The following is a 17,557-nucleotide window of genomic DNA, read 5'->3' as shown; positions in this document are numbered from 1 at the left end:
TTTTGGCAAAGATACTTTTTTGTCATCGATACACTGTAAACCGGGTTACATTCATGTTAAACGTCCACAATCTTTCTGTTTCATTCTCAGGGGAAATTCTCTTTGAGGAGATATCCTTTCGCCTTAACCCGGGAGACCGGGCCGGACTCATAGGAAAAAACGGAGCGGGAAAATCTACGCTGCTGAAATTGCTGGCAAAGGACGTAGCTCCCGATACAGGCACCTTAGCTTCAGACAAGGAACTGCGTATCGGATTTCTCAGACAGGATATAGAGTTTGAGGAGGGACAATCCGTATTGGAAGAGGCCTACAAGGCATTCAAAGAATTGCAGAAAGTAGAAGCCGGTCTGGCACATATCAATGAGCAACTGGCAGAACGCACAGATTACGAAAGTGAGGGATATCATCAATTGATGGTGGATCTGAACGACTATACGCACCGGTATGAGATCCTGGGGGATACAATTATCAGGGCGAAACAGAGAAAATCCTTCTTGGATTAGGCTTTAAGCGGGAAGACTTTAATAAAAAGACCAATACCTTTTCCGGCGGCTGGCGAATGCGGATTGAATTGGCCAAGCTCTTATTGCAGAGCAACGATGTTCTTTTACTCGATGAGCCTACCAACCACCTCGACATTGAGTCGATCATCTGGCTCGAACAATTCCTTACAAATTTTCCTGGGGCAGTTGTAATTGTTTCGCACGATAAAATGTTCCTAGACAATGTCACCAACCGTACGATAGAGATCTCCCTGGGTCGCATTTATGACTACAACAAGCCCTATTCCCAATTTCTCGTGCTTCGCGAAGAGATCAGGGAGCAGCAACTCAATGCACAGAAAAATCAGGAAAGGGAAATACAACAGGCAGAGCGACTCATAGAGAAGTTTCGGGCCAAGGCTTCAAAAGCATCCATGGCTCAATCCCTGATCAAGAAGCTAGATCGGATGGACCGAATTGAAGTGGATCAAACAGATAAAGCGTTTTAAAACTGAGTTTTCCTGTTTCCGTTACTCCGGGGAAGGTGGTTGCCGAAATGAATGGGATTACCAAACACTATGGTAATAAGGAGGTTTTGAATGATATTAACCTGCTTATTGAACGCGATAGCAAAACGGCATTTGTAGGTCAGAATGGGCAGGGCAAGACCACCCTGGCTAAAATAATGGTGGAAGAGATCGATTACCAGGGGCAGCTTAAATTGGGGCACAATGTGCAAATTGGTTATTTCGCCCAGAATCAGGCCGAATACCTCGAAGGGAATAAAACGGTACTCGATACCATGATTGATGCGGCCAATGAGACCAACCGAAGCAAGGTAAGGGACATTTTGGGGTCCTTTCTCTTTAGCGGAGATGAAGTGGAGAAATACGTCAAGGTACTTTCGGGGGGTGAACGCAACAGGCTGGCACTGGCTAAAATGCTATTGCAGCCCTTCAATGTCCTGGTGATGGATGAACCTACCAACCATCTGGATATTGCATCAAAGAACGTATTAAAACAAGCCCTGATCAATTTTCAGGGGACCTTGATCGTGGTCTCTCACGACAGGGATTTTCTACAGGGGCTTACCAATAGGGTCTACGAATTTAAGGACAGGAAGATCAAGGAGTACCTGGGAGACATCAATTATTTTCTTGAGGAACGAAAAGCAAATGATTTCAGGGCTATCGAAAAGAAATCGGAACAGAAGAAAAATGAAAAGCCCGCAGAAAAGTCTCAGAAACCTTATCGGGATCAGAAAAAATTAAAAACCCTGAAGAATAAGCTGAGTCAGGTAGAAAGTAAAATAAGTGGTCTGGAAAAGGAAATTTCGGAGATCGATCACGATCTGCTGATGAACTATGACCAAACCATAGCCCAGCCCAATTTTTTTGATCAGTACCAAAAAAAGAAAAAACAGCTCGAATCGCTTATGGAGCAATGGGAAGAACTTACCCTACAGCTTGAAGACTAAGGCGGCAGAGGTATTTTGTAATCCACTTTTTGTTTGACAACAAAATTTCAGGGTTTCACAACAAATTAGAGCCGTTCGTCGGAAAAATAAGTTACTAATCTCTACTTTCAACTATATTTGTAGGGTAATTCTTAATTCATTTATCAGATTTGTTGTAAGTCAACAGGATGTATGTTGAAAAGAAATATATAATGAAAAAAACACTATTCCTTTCCCTGTTCATGTTGAGCTTTAGCTTCCTGGCGACCGCAAAGGTTTCAAAAGGAGAATTTAAAGCCCTTCAGGATCTTTACGAAAGTACTAACGGACAAGAATGGGTGAAAACCTGGGATTTATCCTCCCCGGTTGAAACCTGGTATGGGGTAAAGGTAGCAGATGGTCATGTAGTGGAAATCAACTTGTTCAGGAATAATCTCAAGGGTACTCTGCCGGTATCACTGTCTAAGTTATCTCATCTCAAAGTGCTCAATCTAGCTTTTAATGGGCTTACAGGTGAATTACCTGAGACAATAGCTCAAATGGAGAAGCTCGAGGTACTTAAAATAGAGATGAACAGGTTTAAAGGTGAGTTGCCCGAATCTCTTGGCGATTTAACCAACCTGAAAGAATTAACAGCATTTAATAACTTCTTTTCAGGAAGTATCCCTGAAAGTATGGGGCAGTTAAGCCGATTGAGGATACTTAATCTTTCTAGTAATAACCTTAAAGGAGCAATTCCCGAAGCATTGGGGAAATTGACCAATTTGGAAAGCCTTGGACTTTTTGAGAACACGCTCGAAGGATCTATTCCCAGACAATTCGGACAATTGGTAGAACTCAAAGAACTCATCCTTGCTAATAATCAATTGGACGGGGAGATTCCTAGAGAATTCAGTCAGTTAGCCAGGCTGGAAATCCTGCAGATACAAAACAATAAATTCAATTCCCTCAAGAATCTGGAAGGGATGAATACAAAACAATTCCTGGTCTTTGATTACGACAAAAAAGATGCTAAGTTGAACTTTAAGGAGATCGACTTTAAGAAAACCCGTGTGGTAGATACGAAATTTAACGATCAGGATATTGATCCTGATCATAAATAGTCAATTTTAAGTTGGTTAGCTGTCGAAAAAGAGGTGTACTTACACCTCTTTTTTATTGATTATCAGGGAAGTGGATTTTAACACTTTAGGTTTTATTTAACTCAGCCCAACTTAACAAATCGATAGTTTTGTCCTTCATTTAACCATAGTTACCAACACCTAATGAGAAAAACGATCCTCTACTCCCTCGGAGTAGTTATTTTGGCCCTGGCCATTTACGTGGCTTATCTGCTTGTATCTGCAGAAGAGGTTAAAAGGCCCTCAGCGCCCAAAGAAATTAAAACGGTGTTCGTAGATACTGTTGTCAATAGTACAATTCCCATAGTTATTCCTGCTAACGGAAACCTCGCTGCGAAAGAAAGAGTTGAACTTTATTCTGAAGTGCAGGGAATCTTCAGATATAGCGCTTATCCGTTTAAACCTGGCCAGGCTTTCAGAACCGGAGAAATTCTGATGCGAATTGATGCCGATGAATACGCGGCCTCGGTGCAGAGTGCGAAAAGTAATCTCTACAATCTCATTACAGCAGCTATGCCCGATCTGCGTTTAGACTATCCTGAGGTGTACCCGAAGTGGCAGGCTTACCTTTCGGGATTCGACCTTGAAAACAGAACGCCGGAACTCCCTGAGATCACCACAGAAAAAGAGCGGTATTTTATCAGCGGAAGGAACATAGTGACTACCTATTACAACGTTAAAAACCTCGAAAGAAGGTTGTCGAAATATATTTTAAGGGCCCCGTTTAACGGAGTTCTCACAGAAGCATTGGTAACCGAAGGTAGTCTTATACGCCCGGGCCAGAAACTGGGTGAGTTCATCAACCCAAAGATTTATGAACTGCAGGTAGCTGTAAATAAGTCTTACAGCGACTTTCTCAAGGTTGGGGAAGAAGTAGACCTGAAAAACCTGGAAGGGACTCAGGATTTTGTGGGGAAGGTGGCGAGGATCAATGCCTCAGTTAATCAGGAGTCTCAGACCGTTTCTGTTTTTATTGATGTGGAAGATCCCCGTGTTAAGGAAGGCATGTATCTGGAAGCGAGGATAGAAGGTCGAAGTGAAGAAAATGCATTCGAAATTTCCAGGAAGTTATTAAATGACCAGAAGGAAATCTTTATCGTCCGGGATAGTATTTTGGACGTACTGACTGTTAGGCCGGTTTATTTTTCCGATAAGACTGCAGTTCTGAACGATATTGAGGATGGTACTGTAATATTATCCAGGCCCGTACCCGGTGCTTACGCCGGTATGGTTGTGAAAACGTACAGGGACACCACTAATATGGCTTCTGCTACCAATTTCAATCAACTTCCATAAAATGCGCAAAATCATTGGTTATTTCATACGGTTTGATGTCGCAGTAAATGTGTTCATCCTGGCATTTGTGGTATTTGGAATCGTGGGGGCTTTGCGAATGCGATCTTCTTTTTTTCCGCTCATTGATTCTCAGACGATAACTATAAGTGTCAACTACCCTGGCGCAGCACCTCTGGAGATAGAAGAAGGTGTGGTATTAAAAATTGAGGACAACCTCAAGGGTCTTGTAGGGATTGAAAGGGTGACTTCCACATCCAGGGAGAATGGGGGAAGTATTACCGTAGAAATCGATTCTGATGAAGATATCGATGTGATTCTTACCGAGGTTAAAAATGCAGTAGACCGCGTTCCGAACTTTCCCGGTGGGATGGAACCCCTGGTGGTGGCTAAACAGGAATCCATAAGACCGACGATCAGTTTTGCTGTAAATGGAAAGGGAATTTCTTTGGCCAATCTCAAACAGATAACGCGTAAGATTGAATACGATCTGAGGGCGATGGACGGTATTTCACAGATTGAGATCTCAGGTTATCCTGAAGAGGAAATAGAAATTGCCGTAAGAGAAAGCGATCTTCTCGCTTACAATCTCAGTTTTCAGGAAGTGGCACAGGCAGTTGGCAGAAGCAATATATTATCTACCGGAGGTGAGATTAAGACTGAGCAGGAAGATTACCTGATTAGGGCCAAAAACCGATCGTATTACGGGGATGAATTAAACAACCTTGTTGTTCGTTCCGATGCTTCGGGGAATATCATTCGACTTAGTGATGTTGCGGAAGTCAGGGATCGCTTCTCCGAAACGCCCAATGTATCCTATTTCAATGGCAACCTTTCTGTAAATGTTCAGGTAAGTAATACCAACAGCGAGGATCTTATTCCTACGGCGGAAAAAATAAACGCCTACATAGAGAATTACAACGCCACGCATAATAATGTTAAGTTAGACGTTGTTTCAGACGCTTCAATTTCTCTAAAGCAAAGGACGGCCTTACTTATAGAGAACGGTGCGATAGGGATACTTTTAGTCCTTATTTTTCTTTCGTTTTTCCTGAATACCCGACTCGCTTTCTGGGTGGCCTTTGGCCTGCCGATTTCGTTTCTCGGAATGTTCATTTTTGCAGGAATGTTTTCGGTTACGATCAACATCCTCTCCTTGTTTGGGATGATCATTGTCATAGGGATACTGGTAGATGATGGTATTGTGATCTCGGAAAACATATATCAACACTACGAAAAAGGAAAATCTCCGGTTCAGGCTGCTATAGACGGGACCATGGAAGTGATTCCACCGATTCTATCTGCGATTATTACAACTATCCTTGCCTTTTCTACCTTCCTGTTTTTAGATAGTCGGATTGGTGAGTTTTTTGGGGAGGTTTCTACCGTAGTGATTCTGACCTTGATCGTGTCATTATTTGAAGCCCTGATTATTCTCCCGGCTCATATTGCCCATTCCAAGGCCCTGGTACGCCAGAGTCCTGAGGAATTAGCAAACCAGAAAGGGATCGATAGATTCCTTACCAAACTCCGGACGTTCAACAAAGTGGGAGACAGGGTGATGAGTTATCTGCGGGATAAACTATACAGTCCGGCCTTACATTTTGTTCTTAATCACAGATTTATCAGCTTTTCGATTTTTACGAGCCTGCTGGTCATCACCGTAGCCTCTATTATGTCAGGTATTGTTAGGGTGACCATCTTTCCCAGTGTAGCCAGTGACAGGGTGAGTATAGATCTTCTCATGCCGGAAGGAACAAATCCGGAGATCACCGATGATATTATTTCCAGGGTGGAGGCCGCTGCCTGGAGGGTAAATGACGATTTTACGGCAAGGCAAACCGGCAATTTGCAAGTCGTTGAAAATATAATTAAACGAGTGGGCCCCGGTAATAATAAGGCTTCTCTCAGTGTAAATCTTCTGCCGGGTGAGGAACGCGATTTTCCCTCTCCAGAAATCACCAATGCCATTAGGGAAGAGGTTGGCGAAGTTTACGGGGTTGAGCGACTTACTTTTGGATCAGGAGGTAATTTTGGAGGAAGTCCGGTATCCATTGCTCTTTTAGGGAATGACAATAAACAACTGGAAGATGCCAAAGAAGAATTACGCGCCTACCTGGAGGGCAATTCAAAATTACGGGATATAACAGATACAGATCCGGAAGGCATCAAGGAACTGGATATAGAACTAAAGGAAAACGCCTACGCTTTAGGCCTGAACCTGCAGGAAGTTATGAGTCAGGTTAGGTCAGGATTTTTTGGAGTTCAGGCCCAGCGATTCCAAAGAGGGCAAGACGAGATCAGAGTGTGGGTGCGTTACGATAAATCGAACAGATCATCAATCTCAGACCTGGATGACATGAGGATACTCACCCCAACCGGGCAGCGGGTACCATTTTCTGAAATCGCCACGTATTCTATTGCCAGGGGTGACGAATCTATCAGTCATTTAGATGGACAACGAGAAATTAGGGTAGAGGCTGATCTGGAAAATCCAAACGAGAGTGCTACGGATATACTTTTGGATGTACAAAGAAATTTTATCCCTGATCTACTGGCTAAATATCCTGCCTTGTCCGTTTCCTATGAAGGACAGAACCGGGAGGCGCAAAAACTTTCCAGTTCTGCAAACAAGGTGTTTCCGGTGGTGCTATTCCTGATCTTCGCGGTGATCGCCTTCACCTTTCGTTCGTATAGTCAGCCAGTTATCCTCTTATCCATGATCCCGTTCAGTGTCATTGGGGTTGCCTGGGGCCATTATATTCACGGCTTCCCTATAAATGTACTTTCTGCCCTTGGGATAATTGCTTTGATAGGAATTATGGTGAATGACGGACTGGTCCTGATCGGTAAATTCAATTCGTATTTAAGGGCGGGAATGAAGTTTGATGATGCTTTGTACGAAGCGGGTAAATCGAGGTTCAGGGCAATATTTCTGACCTCTCTGACTACCATAGCCGGACTGGCTCCGCTCTTGCTGGAGAAAAGCAGGCAAGCACAGTTCCTGAAACCTATGGCAATATCTATCTCCTATGGAATAGGAATCGCCACGGTTCTTACCCTTTTATTATTGCCTTTACTTCTTTCTTCTATCAACACCGCCAAAGCCAATATTGCCTGGCTGAAAACAGGTGAAAAAGTAGAAAAGGAAGCTGTAGAGCGTGTAATTAAGGAGCAGGTTCAGGAATCAAAACTCAAAGAGAAACTAGACATGGCGACCAACGGTAAAGTACCGGTAATACCAGAGCTTAAATCGAGGCGAAATAAGAAAAAGCAGGTCGAAACAGAAGAAACAGATTAATGAAAAGAAGTTACCTCACCTTCCTGCTCCTGATATCGATTATTGGAGCATTACAACTAAGTGCTCAGGAACCTGCCCTTTCCAAACAGGAAGCGGTTAATCTGGCACTTGAGAATAACTTTGGGATTCAGGTGGCCAGAAACCAAGTAGAGATTGCTGACAATAACCAAAGTATCCTGAATTCAGGTTTTCTTCCCGTTCTTTCAGCAAGTGCTGGGGCATCCTACAATAGGGATGACTCCACCATTGAATTCCCGGGCCAATTTCTCGAAAACGGAGACCCGAGACCAGATGTGATCATCGACCAGGCTGAGGCACAGCGATATGATTCGGGCCTTACCTTAGATTATACCCTATTTGACGGCCTTGGGCGATTCTATAATTACAAAAGCCTGAAGGAACAGTATCAGCTATCAGAGCTACAGGCCAGGGAAACAATTGAAAATACTATACTCCAGCTGTTGAGCGTGTACTTTGAAGTGGCTCGTTTAACGGAGAATGTCTATGTCTTTAAACAGGCTTTGGAGATTTCCAAGGACAGGATTACAAGAGCAGAGTACGCTTTTGAATACGGGCAAAATACAAAGTTAGATATTTTAAACGCCCAGGTTGATGTTACTAATGACAGTATCAATCTACTTAATGCAAAACAACAACTAGCTAACACCAAAAGAGACCTCAACGTAGTCCTCAACCAGAGTTTAAATGAAGTTTTTGAAGTAGATACGGTGGTGACCTTTATCCCGAGTCTGAAACTGGATGAATATGTTTCACAGGCAAAACAGAATAACGTTGCCATCCTACAAACTGAGAAAAACTTGATGATCAATGATTATGACATCAAGGTGAGTAGAAGTGGATATTTACCAAATATTGGCCTTACAGGGTCTTACGGATGGAATCTCAATCAAAGTGCCGCCTCGGCCTTCTTCCCAGGCGTTAATAATACTACCTATAATCTTAATTTAGGGGCTCGGTTAACCTGGAATCTCTTTGACGGCGGTGGAACAGCGGTTCGGGTAAAGAATGCTAAAATCGCTTTTAAGAATCAGGAATTACTTAAAAAACAAGTAGAGCTCGAGGTAGACAGGGATATCCTCAATGCTTTGGATTTTTATGAGAACAGACTAAATATCTACGCCATACAGGAGCAAAACGTGATCACTAATGAGAATAACTTTGATCGATCCAGGGAACAGTTTCAATTGGGTCGGATCACTTCCATAGAATTCCGACAGGCACAGATCAACCTCCTGAATGCCCTTACGAACAAGAATCTTGCAAAATACGATGCTAAGCTTGCAGAATTGCAACTCCTTCAGCTAACGGGTCAACTTTTAAACGTAGAACTTTAATTGGAATTATGCTTGAGCACTTCTTTCAATGTCCATACTGCTGGGAGGAGATTTCTATGTTGCTCGATACTTCTGTAACCTCCCAGACTTATGTTGAGGACTGTGAAGTCTGCTGCAACCCTATTGAAATAAGCCTTAGATGTACGGCAGACGAAATACAGGAATTTCAAGCGATTCCCCTGGGCCAGTAGGTTACCTCAGGTATCGAACAAGTTTAGCTGCTGATCACATCTTCTAATCCCTTTTTATTTAGTATTTTGTTCCTTGTCCAGAATAGAATACGACCATGGAAAACCCTCAGCAGAAGGCAAAAGCATACTGGAAAGAGAACCTGAAATATCTATTGATATTACTCTCTGTTTGGTTTGTTGTGTCTTTTGGAGCGGGAATTCTCTTCAAGGACTTCCTCAATACATTTAAAATAGGCGGTTTTGGCCTTGGTTTCTGGTTTGCACAGCAAGGCGCAATCTATGTCTTCGTGCTCCTCATTTTTGTATATGTTATCCTTATGAATAAGCTCGATAAGAAATACGGATATAATGACAAATGAGACCCTTAAATTAAATTAAAGTATGGACGTACAGAGTTGGACGCTCCTTCTGGTCGTCATTTCATTTTCGCTTTATATCGGGATCGCAATCTGGTCGAGGGCTGCTTCTACCAGCGACTTTTATATCGCCGGGGGTCATGTGCCAGCGCTGGCTAACGGTTTAGCAACGGCAGCCGATTGGATGTCTGCAGCCTCCTTTTTAGGGATGGCCGGCCTGCTGTCTTTCACCGGCTACGACGGGTCCGTTTATTTGATGGGCTGGACGGGAGGATACGTTCTACTCGCCCTTCTTCTCGCTCCTTACCTGAGAAAATTTGGAAAATTTACGGTACCCGACTTTATAGGGGATCGCTACTATTCTAATATAACAAGAACAGTTGCTGTTATTTGTGCCCTCCTGGTTTCCTTTACATACGTAGCAGGACAGATGAGAGGAGTTGGACTGGTATTTTCCCGATTCCTTGAAGTACCTATAAATACCGGGGTGATCATAGGGATGATCATCGTTTTGTTTTATGCGGTACTCGGGGGAATGAAGGGGATTACGTATACGCAGGTAGCACAATATTGCGTTCTGATCTTTGCCTTCATGGTTCCTGCAATTTTTATTTCCATTCAAATGACGGGAAATCCCGTCCCACAATTGGGAATGGGTGCCCAGGTATTGGGAGAAGAAATTTCCCTTCTGGATAAATTGGATGGCCTCTCCGAAGCCCTTGGTTTTACCGCATATACGGATGGCTCCAAATCGACAATAGACATTTTTTGTATCACCGCTGCTCTGATGGTAGGAACCGCGGGTTTACCCCACGTGATCGTACGCTTTTTTACCGTTCCCAATGTTCGGGATGCCAGGAAATCAGCAGGCTATGCCCTGCTTTTTATCGCTATTCTATATACAACAGCTCCGGCGGTCGCAGTTTTTGCGCGAACGAATCTCATAGAAACCGTTAGTGACCAACCGTACGATGAAATGCCGGAATGGTTTCGGAAATGGGAAACCACAGGCTTAATTGTCTTTGATGATAAAAATCAGGACGGACGAATACAGTATGTGGGAGATCCTGATAAGAATGAGCTTACAGTAGACCCTGATATTACGGTCCTGGCAAATCCCGAAATAGCCAATCTGCCCAATTGGGTGATCGCCCTGGTTGCGGCCGGCGGACTCGCAGCAGCACTCTCAACTGCTGCAGGCCTGTTACTGGTTATTTCCACGGCTATTTCCCATGATCTTATTAAAAAGCAATGGAAGCCAGATATTTCTGATAAATACGAACTTGTTCTGGCAAGGATTTCTGCCGTTATAGCGGTATGTATAGCAGGATACTTTGGTATTAATCCACCCGATTTTGTAGCCGCTACTGTGGCATTAGCCTTCGGGCTCGCAGCAGCTTCTTTCTTTCCCGCAATCATACTGGGAATTTTTTATAAAAAAATGAACAAGGAAGGAGCTACTGCCGGAATGGTTGCAGGGATAGCCATTATGCTGTACTATATGCTGAGATTTAAGTTTGATATGTTTGGCGGCGGCAATTCATCTGACTGGTGGTTCGGAATTTCTCCTGAAGGTTTTGGAACTGTGGCGATGTTGCTTAATTTTATAGTATCCCTCTCTGTCTCTGCTTTCTTCGAGGATCCTCCGATTGAGGTACAGGAAATAGTTGAAAACATCCGTTTGCCAAAAGGGGGAGGGAGATCAAATTAAATAGAAGACTATGAGTAATTATAGCATTAAAAATCTGGAAGAGTATTTTCAGCTCTATCGAAAATCTGTTCGTGAGCCTGAAACATTTTGGGAAGAGATAGCAGAAGAACACTTTGTCTGGAGGAAACGCTGGACGAAAGTATTACAATGGGATTTTTCCAAACCCGAAGTCACATGGTTCGAAAATGCTAAGTTGAATATTACCGAGAATTGTATTGACAGGCACCTCCATATCAGGGGAGATAAGACGGCCATTTTGTTTGAGCCGAATGACCCTAAGGAAAAAGCCCAACATATCACTTACAACGAGCTTTATAGCAGGGTTTGTAAAATGGCCAATGTCCTTAAGGATAAAGGGGTAAAGAAAGGGGACAGAGTATGTATATATTTGCCTATGATCCCGGAACTAGCCGTTTCGGTCCTTGCGTGTGCAAGGATAGGAGCCGTGCATTCCGTAGTATTTGCCGGATTTTCGGCTCAGGCACTTTCCACCAGGATCAACGACAGTGATTGTAAAATGGTCATTACGTCTGATGGTTCTTTCAGGGGATCCAAGACCATAGACCTCAAGGGTATTGTGGATTTAGCTTTGGAAGAATGTAAGGGTGTGCACTCGGTTCTTGTGGCGAAGCGAATCAATTCAGAAGTAAAAATGAAACAGGGCAGGGATCAATGGTTGCAGCCTTTGTTGGATAAAGCCAAGGCCACCTATACCGCCGAAGTGATGGACGCGGAAGATCCCTTGTTTATTCTTTATACTTCCGGATCCACAGGAAAACCTAAAGGCATGGTACATAGTAGTGCTGGATATATGGTCTATACAGCCTATACGTTTAAGAATATTTTTAAGTATCAGGAAAATGACGTGTACTGGTGCACCGCAGATATTGGTTGGATTACAGGACATTCTTATATCGTCTACGGCCCATTGGCGAATGGGGCAACTACGGTAATGTTTGAAGGGGTGCCTACCTATCCGCACTATGGCCGATTCTGGCAGATTGTGGAAAAACACAAAGTAAACCAGTTTTATACGGCCCCTACAGCCATAAGGGCACTTGCAAAAGAGAGTCTCGACTATGTAGACAAACACGACCTCAGTTCGCTAAAGGTACTTGGGACAGTAGGTGAGCCAATCAACGAAGAGGCCTGGCATTGGTATAACAATAACATCGGAAAACATAAAAGTCCGATTGTTGATACCTGGTGGCAAACAGAAACCGGCGGGATAATGATTTCTCCCATTCCATACGTAACGCCAACTACGCCCACCTTTGCTACCCTGCCATTTATAGGGGTTCAGCTGGCTTTGATGGATGAGAAAGGTGAGGAATTAAAGGGAAATCAGGTAGAAGGCCGACTGTGTATCAAGTTTCCCTGGCCCTCAATGGCCCGAACTATTTGGGGAGATCATAAACGGTACTTCGACACCTATTTTTCTGCCTATGATAACAAGTATTTTACCGGAGACGGAGCCAAAAGAGATGCCGTAGGTTATTACAGGATAACCGGCAGGGTAGACGATGTGATCATCGTGTCTGGACATAATCTTGGGACAGCTCCCATTGAAGATGCCATCAATGAACATCCTGCGGTTGCCGAATCGGCCATTGTGGGTTTCCCCCACGATATTAAGGGCAACGCCCTCTATGGTTTTGTAATACTTAAAGAGATAGGGGAATCCAGAAAACAGGAGAACCTTCGGAAGGAAATCAATCAGCAGATCACAGAGCATATCGGTCCCATTGCAAAGCTCGATAAAATTCAGTTTGTTCCCGGCTTGCCCAAGACACGAAGCGGGAAGATTATGCGGCGTATTTTACGTAAAATTGCTTCCGGGGATACCTCCAATCTGGGCGACATAAGTACCTTGTTGAATCCTGAGGTGGTGGAAGCCATCATTGAGGATGCACAATGATTAATTCCAAATAGATTATAAGCAGGCAAAGAGAACAAAACCGCCAAATGCAAAAGAGAGTGGGGCGATAAGCCTGATGGTATAGGGTGACAGCATATTTGCGCACTTTTGAGCGTATGCATAATGCCAGGCTCTGGGTAAAAGCATAAGGATTATTGATGTTGCCAGCATAAACCAGCCAAGGATCTGGAGAATATCGGGAAATGTTGAATGAGGGGCATAGATGATCAATCCTGCAGCCGGAATCATTCGCAAAGACAATTCACCAAAGTGGATCAGAGGGGTGCTGGCCGCTTTATTTAAAATCCTCCAAATCCGGTTTGGGGTAAGCAACATCAGAAAACCTACCGTAATCAAAAAAATCCCGAAGAAAACTACCAGAATTTGCGAGAGGAGTATCAAGGTCTTAGTCTTTGGAATGGTAGTATTTTTGAAGGGTGTAAAAAGCCTTTTTCTTATTTCCTTTCTCTGAAATTAAGCCTTTTCTATTCCATCTATCCTGTATTCCCGGAAGAACCCTCCGGGGGATCTGAAATCGACAAGTATCCACGGAGACATGCCCTGAAGTTGGGGGATGGCCTCAAGCATTTTTAAAGTCTCTTCATAGAGAAATTCCTGGTATTCTTCAGTCCATCGCGTTAATTTATCTCCGTGCAGGCCGTATTTGGCCCCAGCTCCGAATTCCGAGATCAAAACAGGTTTATCGTGTTCTATTCTCCAACTTATTTTTGCCAGTTTATCGGGAAGCCCCTCGTACCAACCGATGTATTGATTAAAACTGAGAATATCTACGACAGAGGCAAAGGGATCATCAATAGTACGTATTAACGGATTGTTATTCACCCGGCCTTGCTCAAGCGCTGCACTTATGAGTCGGGAAGGGTCTTTTTCCCGGGCCAATACTGAAAGATTAGTAAGGAAGTCATTCCTGGAATCACTTGAGGGCGTCTCGTTTGCCATAGACCAGATAATGACTGAAGCTCTGTTCTTATCCCTGGTGATAAGCTCGGTGAGTTGTTGAGCGGCATTGGCATACGTATTTGGATTATCCCATGAGATCGTCCAGTAGACCGGATTTTCTTCCCACACCAAAAACCCCATCTCATCGGCCAATCTCACCATATGTTCATTATGGGGATAGTGCGCTAAGCGAACAAAATTACATCCCATTTCCCGGGCCCATGAAAGGAGCTGCCTTGCGTCATCAAGGCTGTTGCCCCTGCCTCCCTGCAGCGGCTTTTCTTCATGTATGGAAATTCCTTTTAAGAATACGGCTTTATCATTCAGTAAAATTTCAGTTCCCCTGGTCCTGATCGTTCTGAATCCGATCTGATCTGTAATCTGGTCTTCTCCCGATGATATTTCTAACCCGTATAGATAAGGATCCTCAGGAGACCAATATCTAATCTGGTTGGCAGAGAAGTCAATTTCTGCATGCCCTTCCTTATCTGTCTTCAACCTTAGTGACACGGCTAGGTCCGGAATATTCAATTGAACATCTCGTTCAGATTTTTGGCTCCCCTTCAGCTTTACAAAGCCCAGGATCTGATTGGGATCAATTGGATTGAGGTAAAGAAAATAATCATAAACAAAGGTGTCGGGGGTCTCAATAAGTTTGACATCCCTGGTAAGTCCTCCGTAATTCCACCAATCCGTATTCAGGGTGGGTACTCCCTCCTTAATTCTTTTATTATCCACTTTCAGGATCAGAAAGTTATCCCTTGTTTTCAGGGATTGGGTTATTTCAAATGAGAAGGGAGTGAATCCGCCTACATGTTGTCCCAATTTCTCCCCGTTCAGGTAGATATCCGACTTGTAATTAGAAGCCCCAAAATGGACAAAGATCCGGTTCGACGGGTCCTTAGGCTTATAATCAAAAGACTTCTTATACCACAAAGAACCTTCGTAATAGAATAGTTTTTCTTTTTGGGAATTCCAGTCACCGGGAACCTGAAGGCTATCGCTAAGGTCAAAATCGTACTCAATTAGTTCAGAGGGATCAGTGGGTTTGGAGTTGGTAAAAAAAGCATTCTTCCCCGGGTCTTCCTGGTCCTCAAAGGCATCGAGACGATAGTTGTAAAATCCATTTTCATAGGGATCCACAATATATTTCCAGGAACCATTAAGGGAAGTATGTGGCCTAACGAAGGCGTTTATAATTTCCGCTTGCTGGGCGGATGTGGATATTGAGAAGACAAGGAACAGAATAGGACCAAGTAAGTAGCTTAAAAACTTCATAGGGGTGTAGAAATATCACTAATTCTCAGTCTTTATCTTTTAGAAAGGCATAAGTAAAGCCGTTCTGAAGAGTGAATCCAACAGCTAATACGCCGATAAGGATTTGATATTGAGGATGGTCCCCCACAAGCGAGGAGGCAATCAGGATAACACCTGCCCAGATAAGTGCATTCAGGATCAAGACCTTTTTCATAGTAAGTTGGTTTTAAGGGTCTCCCGGGAGCTCTCCCGGAAGTACCTACAGCTCCTTAAAGGTACTAAAAACACTTTCGAATTCTATTTTATTCATCGAGAAACCGTACTCTGGCCCAGTTATGTCCTTTTTTGTCAATAGTTAGTGTGTCGATGTTAATCGTACTCCCCTTTTTTGCTACTCTAACAAATGACGGTAGCTTGTATCCATTTTCTTTTCTCGGTTTATCTGCGCGGACATTGGCGTCTTTAATGAGGATATAATCCTGGCCTTTTTGGGGCCGTTCACTGATAATACGGTCATTTTTTTGTCCTGGTGAAAAATTCCCCAGATATAACCAGTCCGTAGCCGAAGGTTCTCCTTCATCAGTATCGATTAGTTCGCTGGCCGTCTGCTTGTCAATTTTGTCGATAATACTAAGAGCATTTTTTTGGATATCAGATAACTGACTTGTATCTCCTGAGGACAGATCGAGATTATCAAGTACGTGATTTACTACACTCTTAATGGCTGTATCCCGATTTCCTATATCCACAAGTACATCCAGTAAATGTTGTTTTCCCGGGGCTAAGATCATCTGAGCCGCAATTTGAGGATCATCATCTTTTTTGAGCATGTAGATGGCATAAGCTCCCATTTTGGAGGTAGTAATATCAGGATCAGCAATCATTTCCATAAAAGGTTTCATGGCAGTTACGTTGGCAATCTGACTTTCAATTTCAGTAAGACTTTTGTTAAAAAAGTACCCCATTACGGCAACAAGAACGGGGGTAAGGAGCAGGATGGACGATTGAATGATATCCCAGGGTGTCCTGGATTTTTTTTGTTCAGACATGATATGGTTGGTTTAAGGTTTTTAAAATATGCTTTTGAGAACCGTGAAAATTTTAAATGAGCTAAATGAAGGCCGGGTCAATGTATTTGCAAGGCTGGAACAAAAACAAAGATTTAACTTTTCTTAGTTCTTTTTAGAATGTTTGGTTCCCAATCGCCCCCCTAACCATCCCATTGGGATATATGCCGCAATCAGGTCAAGGGTTGAGAACCATGCAGGAGCCGGAAGGTTGATTACGTTTATAATTCCGCCAATCAGGAAACCAATACCCACTATCATGGCAAACATCATTTTTCTTGTAGCCGCAATTTTCGCAGCAAAATAAGCGCCTATTAATGTGCCAATGGCATGGGCTAAAAAGGGAAAAATAAAGTGTTTGGGTTCAAAGAGGGACATACTCTCCTTCAGGCCTTCCATAGTGCTGACATCAGCACCTTCAGGCAGGGTAATTACGCGTCCGTTTAGCGAAATGAAGAGCATGTTTACAGCACTGCCCAGCACAAGGCCTGCGATAACTGCCAGGATATTTCGGAAAATAGGATTCATGGTTTTTTGGTTTTAAGGTTATTCAAAAAATACTGCGAAGCGTATTAGGCTGATTTTTATCATTTTAAATGTAATGATTTTTGATCAAATCCCTTTTTTAAGTAATTTTCTGAGAAGTACGATCTGCCCTAAATGGTAGTGGCAGTGTTCAATGATGCCCATCAGATTACGCTCATAGCTTCCGTATTTTTCATCGGCGAGCAATGCCGATAATTGGTCGTCGGGGAGCTGTTGTACCAGCTTGATAAATTCCTCGGCATCTTTCCAGGTATTTTTTTTAAGCTCTTTCCAATCGTTTTCATTTTGGATCGGAGGACAGTTAAAGCTTTCTGCGTCCTTACCCTCGAGGGGAATTCCTTCCAAAACACGGATCACGACTCGGACGAAGTAATTTATGTGGTAGACGAGTTCGGCAATGCTGTGTAAGTCGCCCTGGCGATGTGCAGCTTGCTCCCAATTGAGTCCGCCAAGGCTATCTTTCAGGTTCACAGCGGTCCAATTTCCTCCAAAATAGAATTCCTTTATGTGTTTGGCGATTAAAGCAGATGTAGCCATTTTATA

General features: G+C 43.3%; 14 protein-coding genes and 1 pseudogene. 9 read left to right on the top strand and 6 right to left on the bottom strand.

From position 1 onward, the window contains the following. The first annotated feature begins 53 nt into the window (after positions 1 to 53). From EQY75_RS14340 to acs, 9 genes and pseudogenes are all read left to right on the top strand, one after another. Positions 54 to 1,959, top strand: a pseudogene (locus EQY75_RS14340) (ABC-F family ATP-binding cassette domain-containing protein). A gap of 191 nt (positions 1,960 to 2,150) precedes the next feature. Then, positions 2,151 to 3,041, top strand: coding sequence for a leucine-rich repeat domain-containing protein (locus tag EQY75_RS10825; protein ID WP_129605768.1), 891 nt, complete (start codon positions 2,151 to 2,153; stop codon positions 3,039 to 3,041). 162 nt (positions 3,042 to 3,203) lie between these two features. Beyond that, the gene (locus EQY75_RS10820; RefSeq protein WP_129605766.1) at positions 3,204 to 4,355 is read left to right on the top strand and encodes an efflux RND transporter periplasmic adaptor subunit; all 1,152 of its coding nucleotides are present in this window, start codon (positions 3,204 to 3,206) and stop codon (positions 4,353 to 4,355) included. Position 4,356: 1 nt separating this feature from the next. After that, positions 4,357 to 7,653: an efflux RND transporter permease subunit gene (locus tag EQY75_RS10815; protein WP_129605764.1), complete on the top strand. Its 3,297-nt coding sequence runs from the start codon at positions 4,357 to 4,359 to the stop codon at positions 7,651 to 7,653. Further along, entirely contained in the window at positions 7,653 to 9,008 is a 1,356-nt protein-coding gene (locus EQY75_RS10810; protein WP_129605762.1) for a TolC family protein, read from the top strand. The genes EQY75_RS10815 and EQY75_RS10810 overlap by 1 nt, the downstream gene beginning before the upstream one ends. Before the next feature lie 8 nt (positions 9,009 to 9,016). Next, positions 9,017 to 9,199 carry a CPXCG motif-containing cysteine-rich protein gene (locus EQY75_RS10805; RefSeq protein ID WP_129605760.1) on the top strand — a complete coding sequence of 61 codons (183 nt, stop codon included), beginning with the start codon at positions 9,017 to 9,019 and terminating at the stop codon, positions 9,197 to 9,199. 95 nt (positions 9,200 to 9,294) lie between these two features. Continuing rightward, positions 9,295 to 9,558 (top strand): DUF4212 domain-containing protein, encoded by a 264-nt coding sequence (locus tag EQY75_RS10800; RefSeq protein ID WP_129605758.1) that lies wholly within the window; start codon positions 9,295 to 9,297, stop codon positions 9,556 to 9,558. Between the two features lie 22 nt (positions 9,559 to 9,580). Further along, the gene (locus tag EQY75_RS10795; RefSeq protein ID WP_129605756.1) at positions 9,581 to 11,266 is read left to right on the top strand and encodes a sodium:solute symporter family protein; all 1,686 of its coding nucleotides are present in this window, start codon (positions 9,581 to 9,583) and stop codon (positions 11,264 to 11,266) included. A 10-nt stretch (positions 11,267 to 11,276) separates the two neighbouring features. Then, the gene (gene acs / locus EQY75_RS10790; protein ID WP_129605754.1) at positions 11,277 to 13,184 is read left to right on the top strand and encodes an acetate--CoA ligase; all 1,908 of its coding nucleotides are present in this window, start codon (positions 11,277 to 11,279) and stop codon (positions 13,182 to 13,184) included. A 15-nt stretch (positions 13,185 to 13,199) separates the two neighbouring features. Here acs and EQY75_RS10785 read toward each other — a convergent pair whose 3' ends face one another. The 6 genes from EQY75_RS10785 to EQY75_RS10765 all read right to left on the bottom strand — a co-directional run bounded on the left by EQY75_RS10785 (position 13,200) and on the right by EQY75_RS10765 (position 17,551). Continuing rightward, complete coding sequence (locus EQY75_RS10785; RefSeq protein WP_129605752.1) at positions 13,200 to 13,586, bottom strand: hypothetical protein; 387 nt, start codon at positions 13,584 to 13,586, stop codon at positions 13,200 to 13,202. A gap of 72 nt (positions 13,587 to 13,658) precedes the next feature. Continuing rightward, positions 13,659 to 15,422 (bottom strand): glycoside hydrolase family 2 protein, encoded by a 1,764-nt coding sequence (locus tag EQY75_RS10780; RefSeq protein WP_246019869.1) that lies wholly within the window; start codon positions 15,420 to 15,422, stop codon positions 13,659 to 13,661. Positions 15,423 to 15,447: 25 nt separating this feature from the next. Beyond that, positions 15,448 to 15,615: a hypothetical protein gene (locus EQY75_RS14020; protein WP_165200632.1), complete on the bottom strand. Its 168-nt coding sequence runs from the start codon at positions 15,613 to 15,615 to the stop codon at positions 15,448 to 15,450. Between the two features lie 88 nt (positions 15,616 to 15,703). Then, the gene (locus EQY75_RS10775) at positions 15,704 to 16,450 is read right to left on the bottom strand and encodes a hypothetical protein (RefSeq protein WP_129605749.1); all 747 of its coding nucleotides are present in this window, start codon (positions 16,448 to 16,450) and stop codon (positions 15,704 to 15,706) included. 123 nt (positions 16,451 to 16,573) lie between these two features. Further along, positions 16,574 to 16,996, bottom strand: coding sequence for a hypothetical protein (locus EQY75_RS10770; protein WP_129605747.1), 423 nt, complete (start codon positions 16,994 to 16,996; stop codon positions 16,574 to 16,576). An 84-nt stretch (positions 16,997 to 17,080) separates the two neighbouring features. After that, positions 17,081 to 17,551 carry a DinB family protein gene (locus EQY75_RS10765; protein ID WP_129605745.1) on the bottom strand — a complete coding sequence of 157 codons (471 nt, stop codon included), beginning with the start codon at positions 17,549 to 17,551 and terminating at the stop codon, positions 17,081 to 17,083. Positions 17,552 to 17,557: the final 6 nt, after the last annotated feature.

The sequence above is a fragment of the Muriicola soli genome, from assembly GCF_004139715.1.
Taxonomy (GTDB): domain Bacteria; phylum Bacteroidota; class Bacteroidia; order Flavobacteriales; family Flavobacteriaceae; genus Muriicola; species Muriicola soli.
Note: the sequence above shows the minus strand (reverse complement) of the source record. Positions and strands in the feature narration are given on the sequence as shown.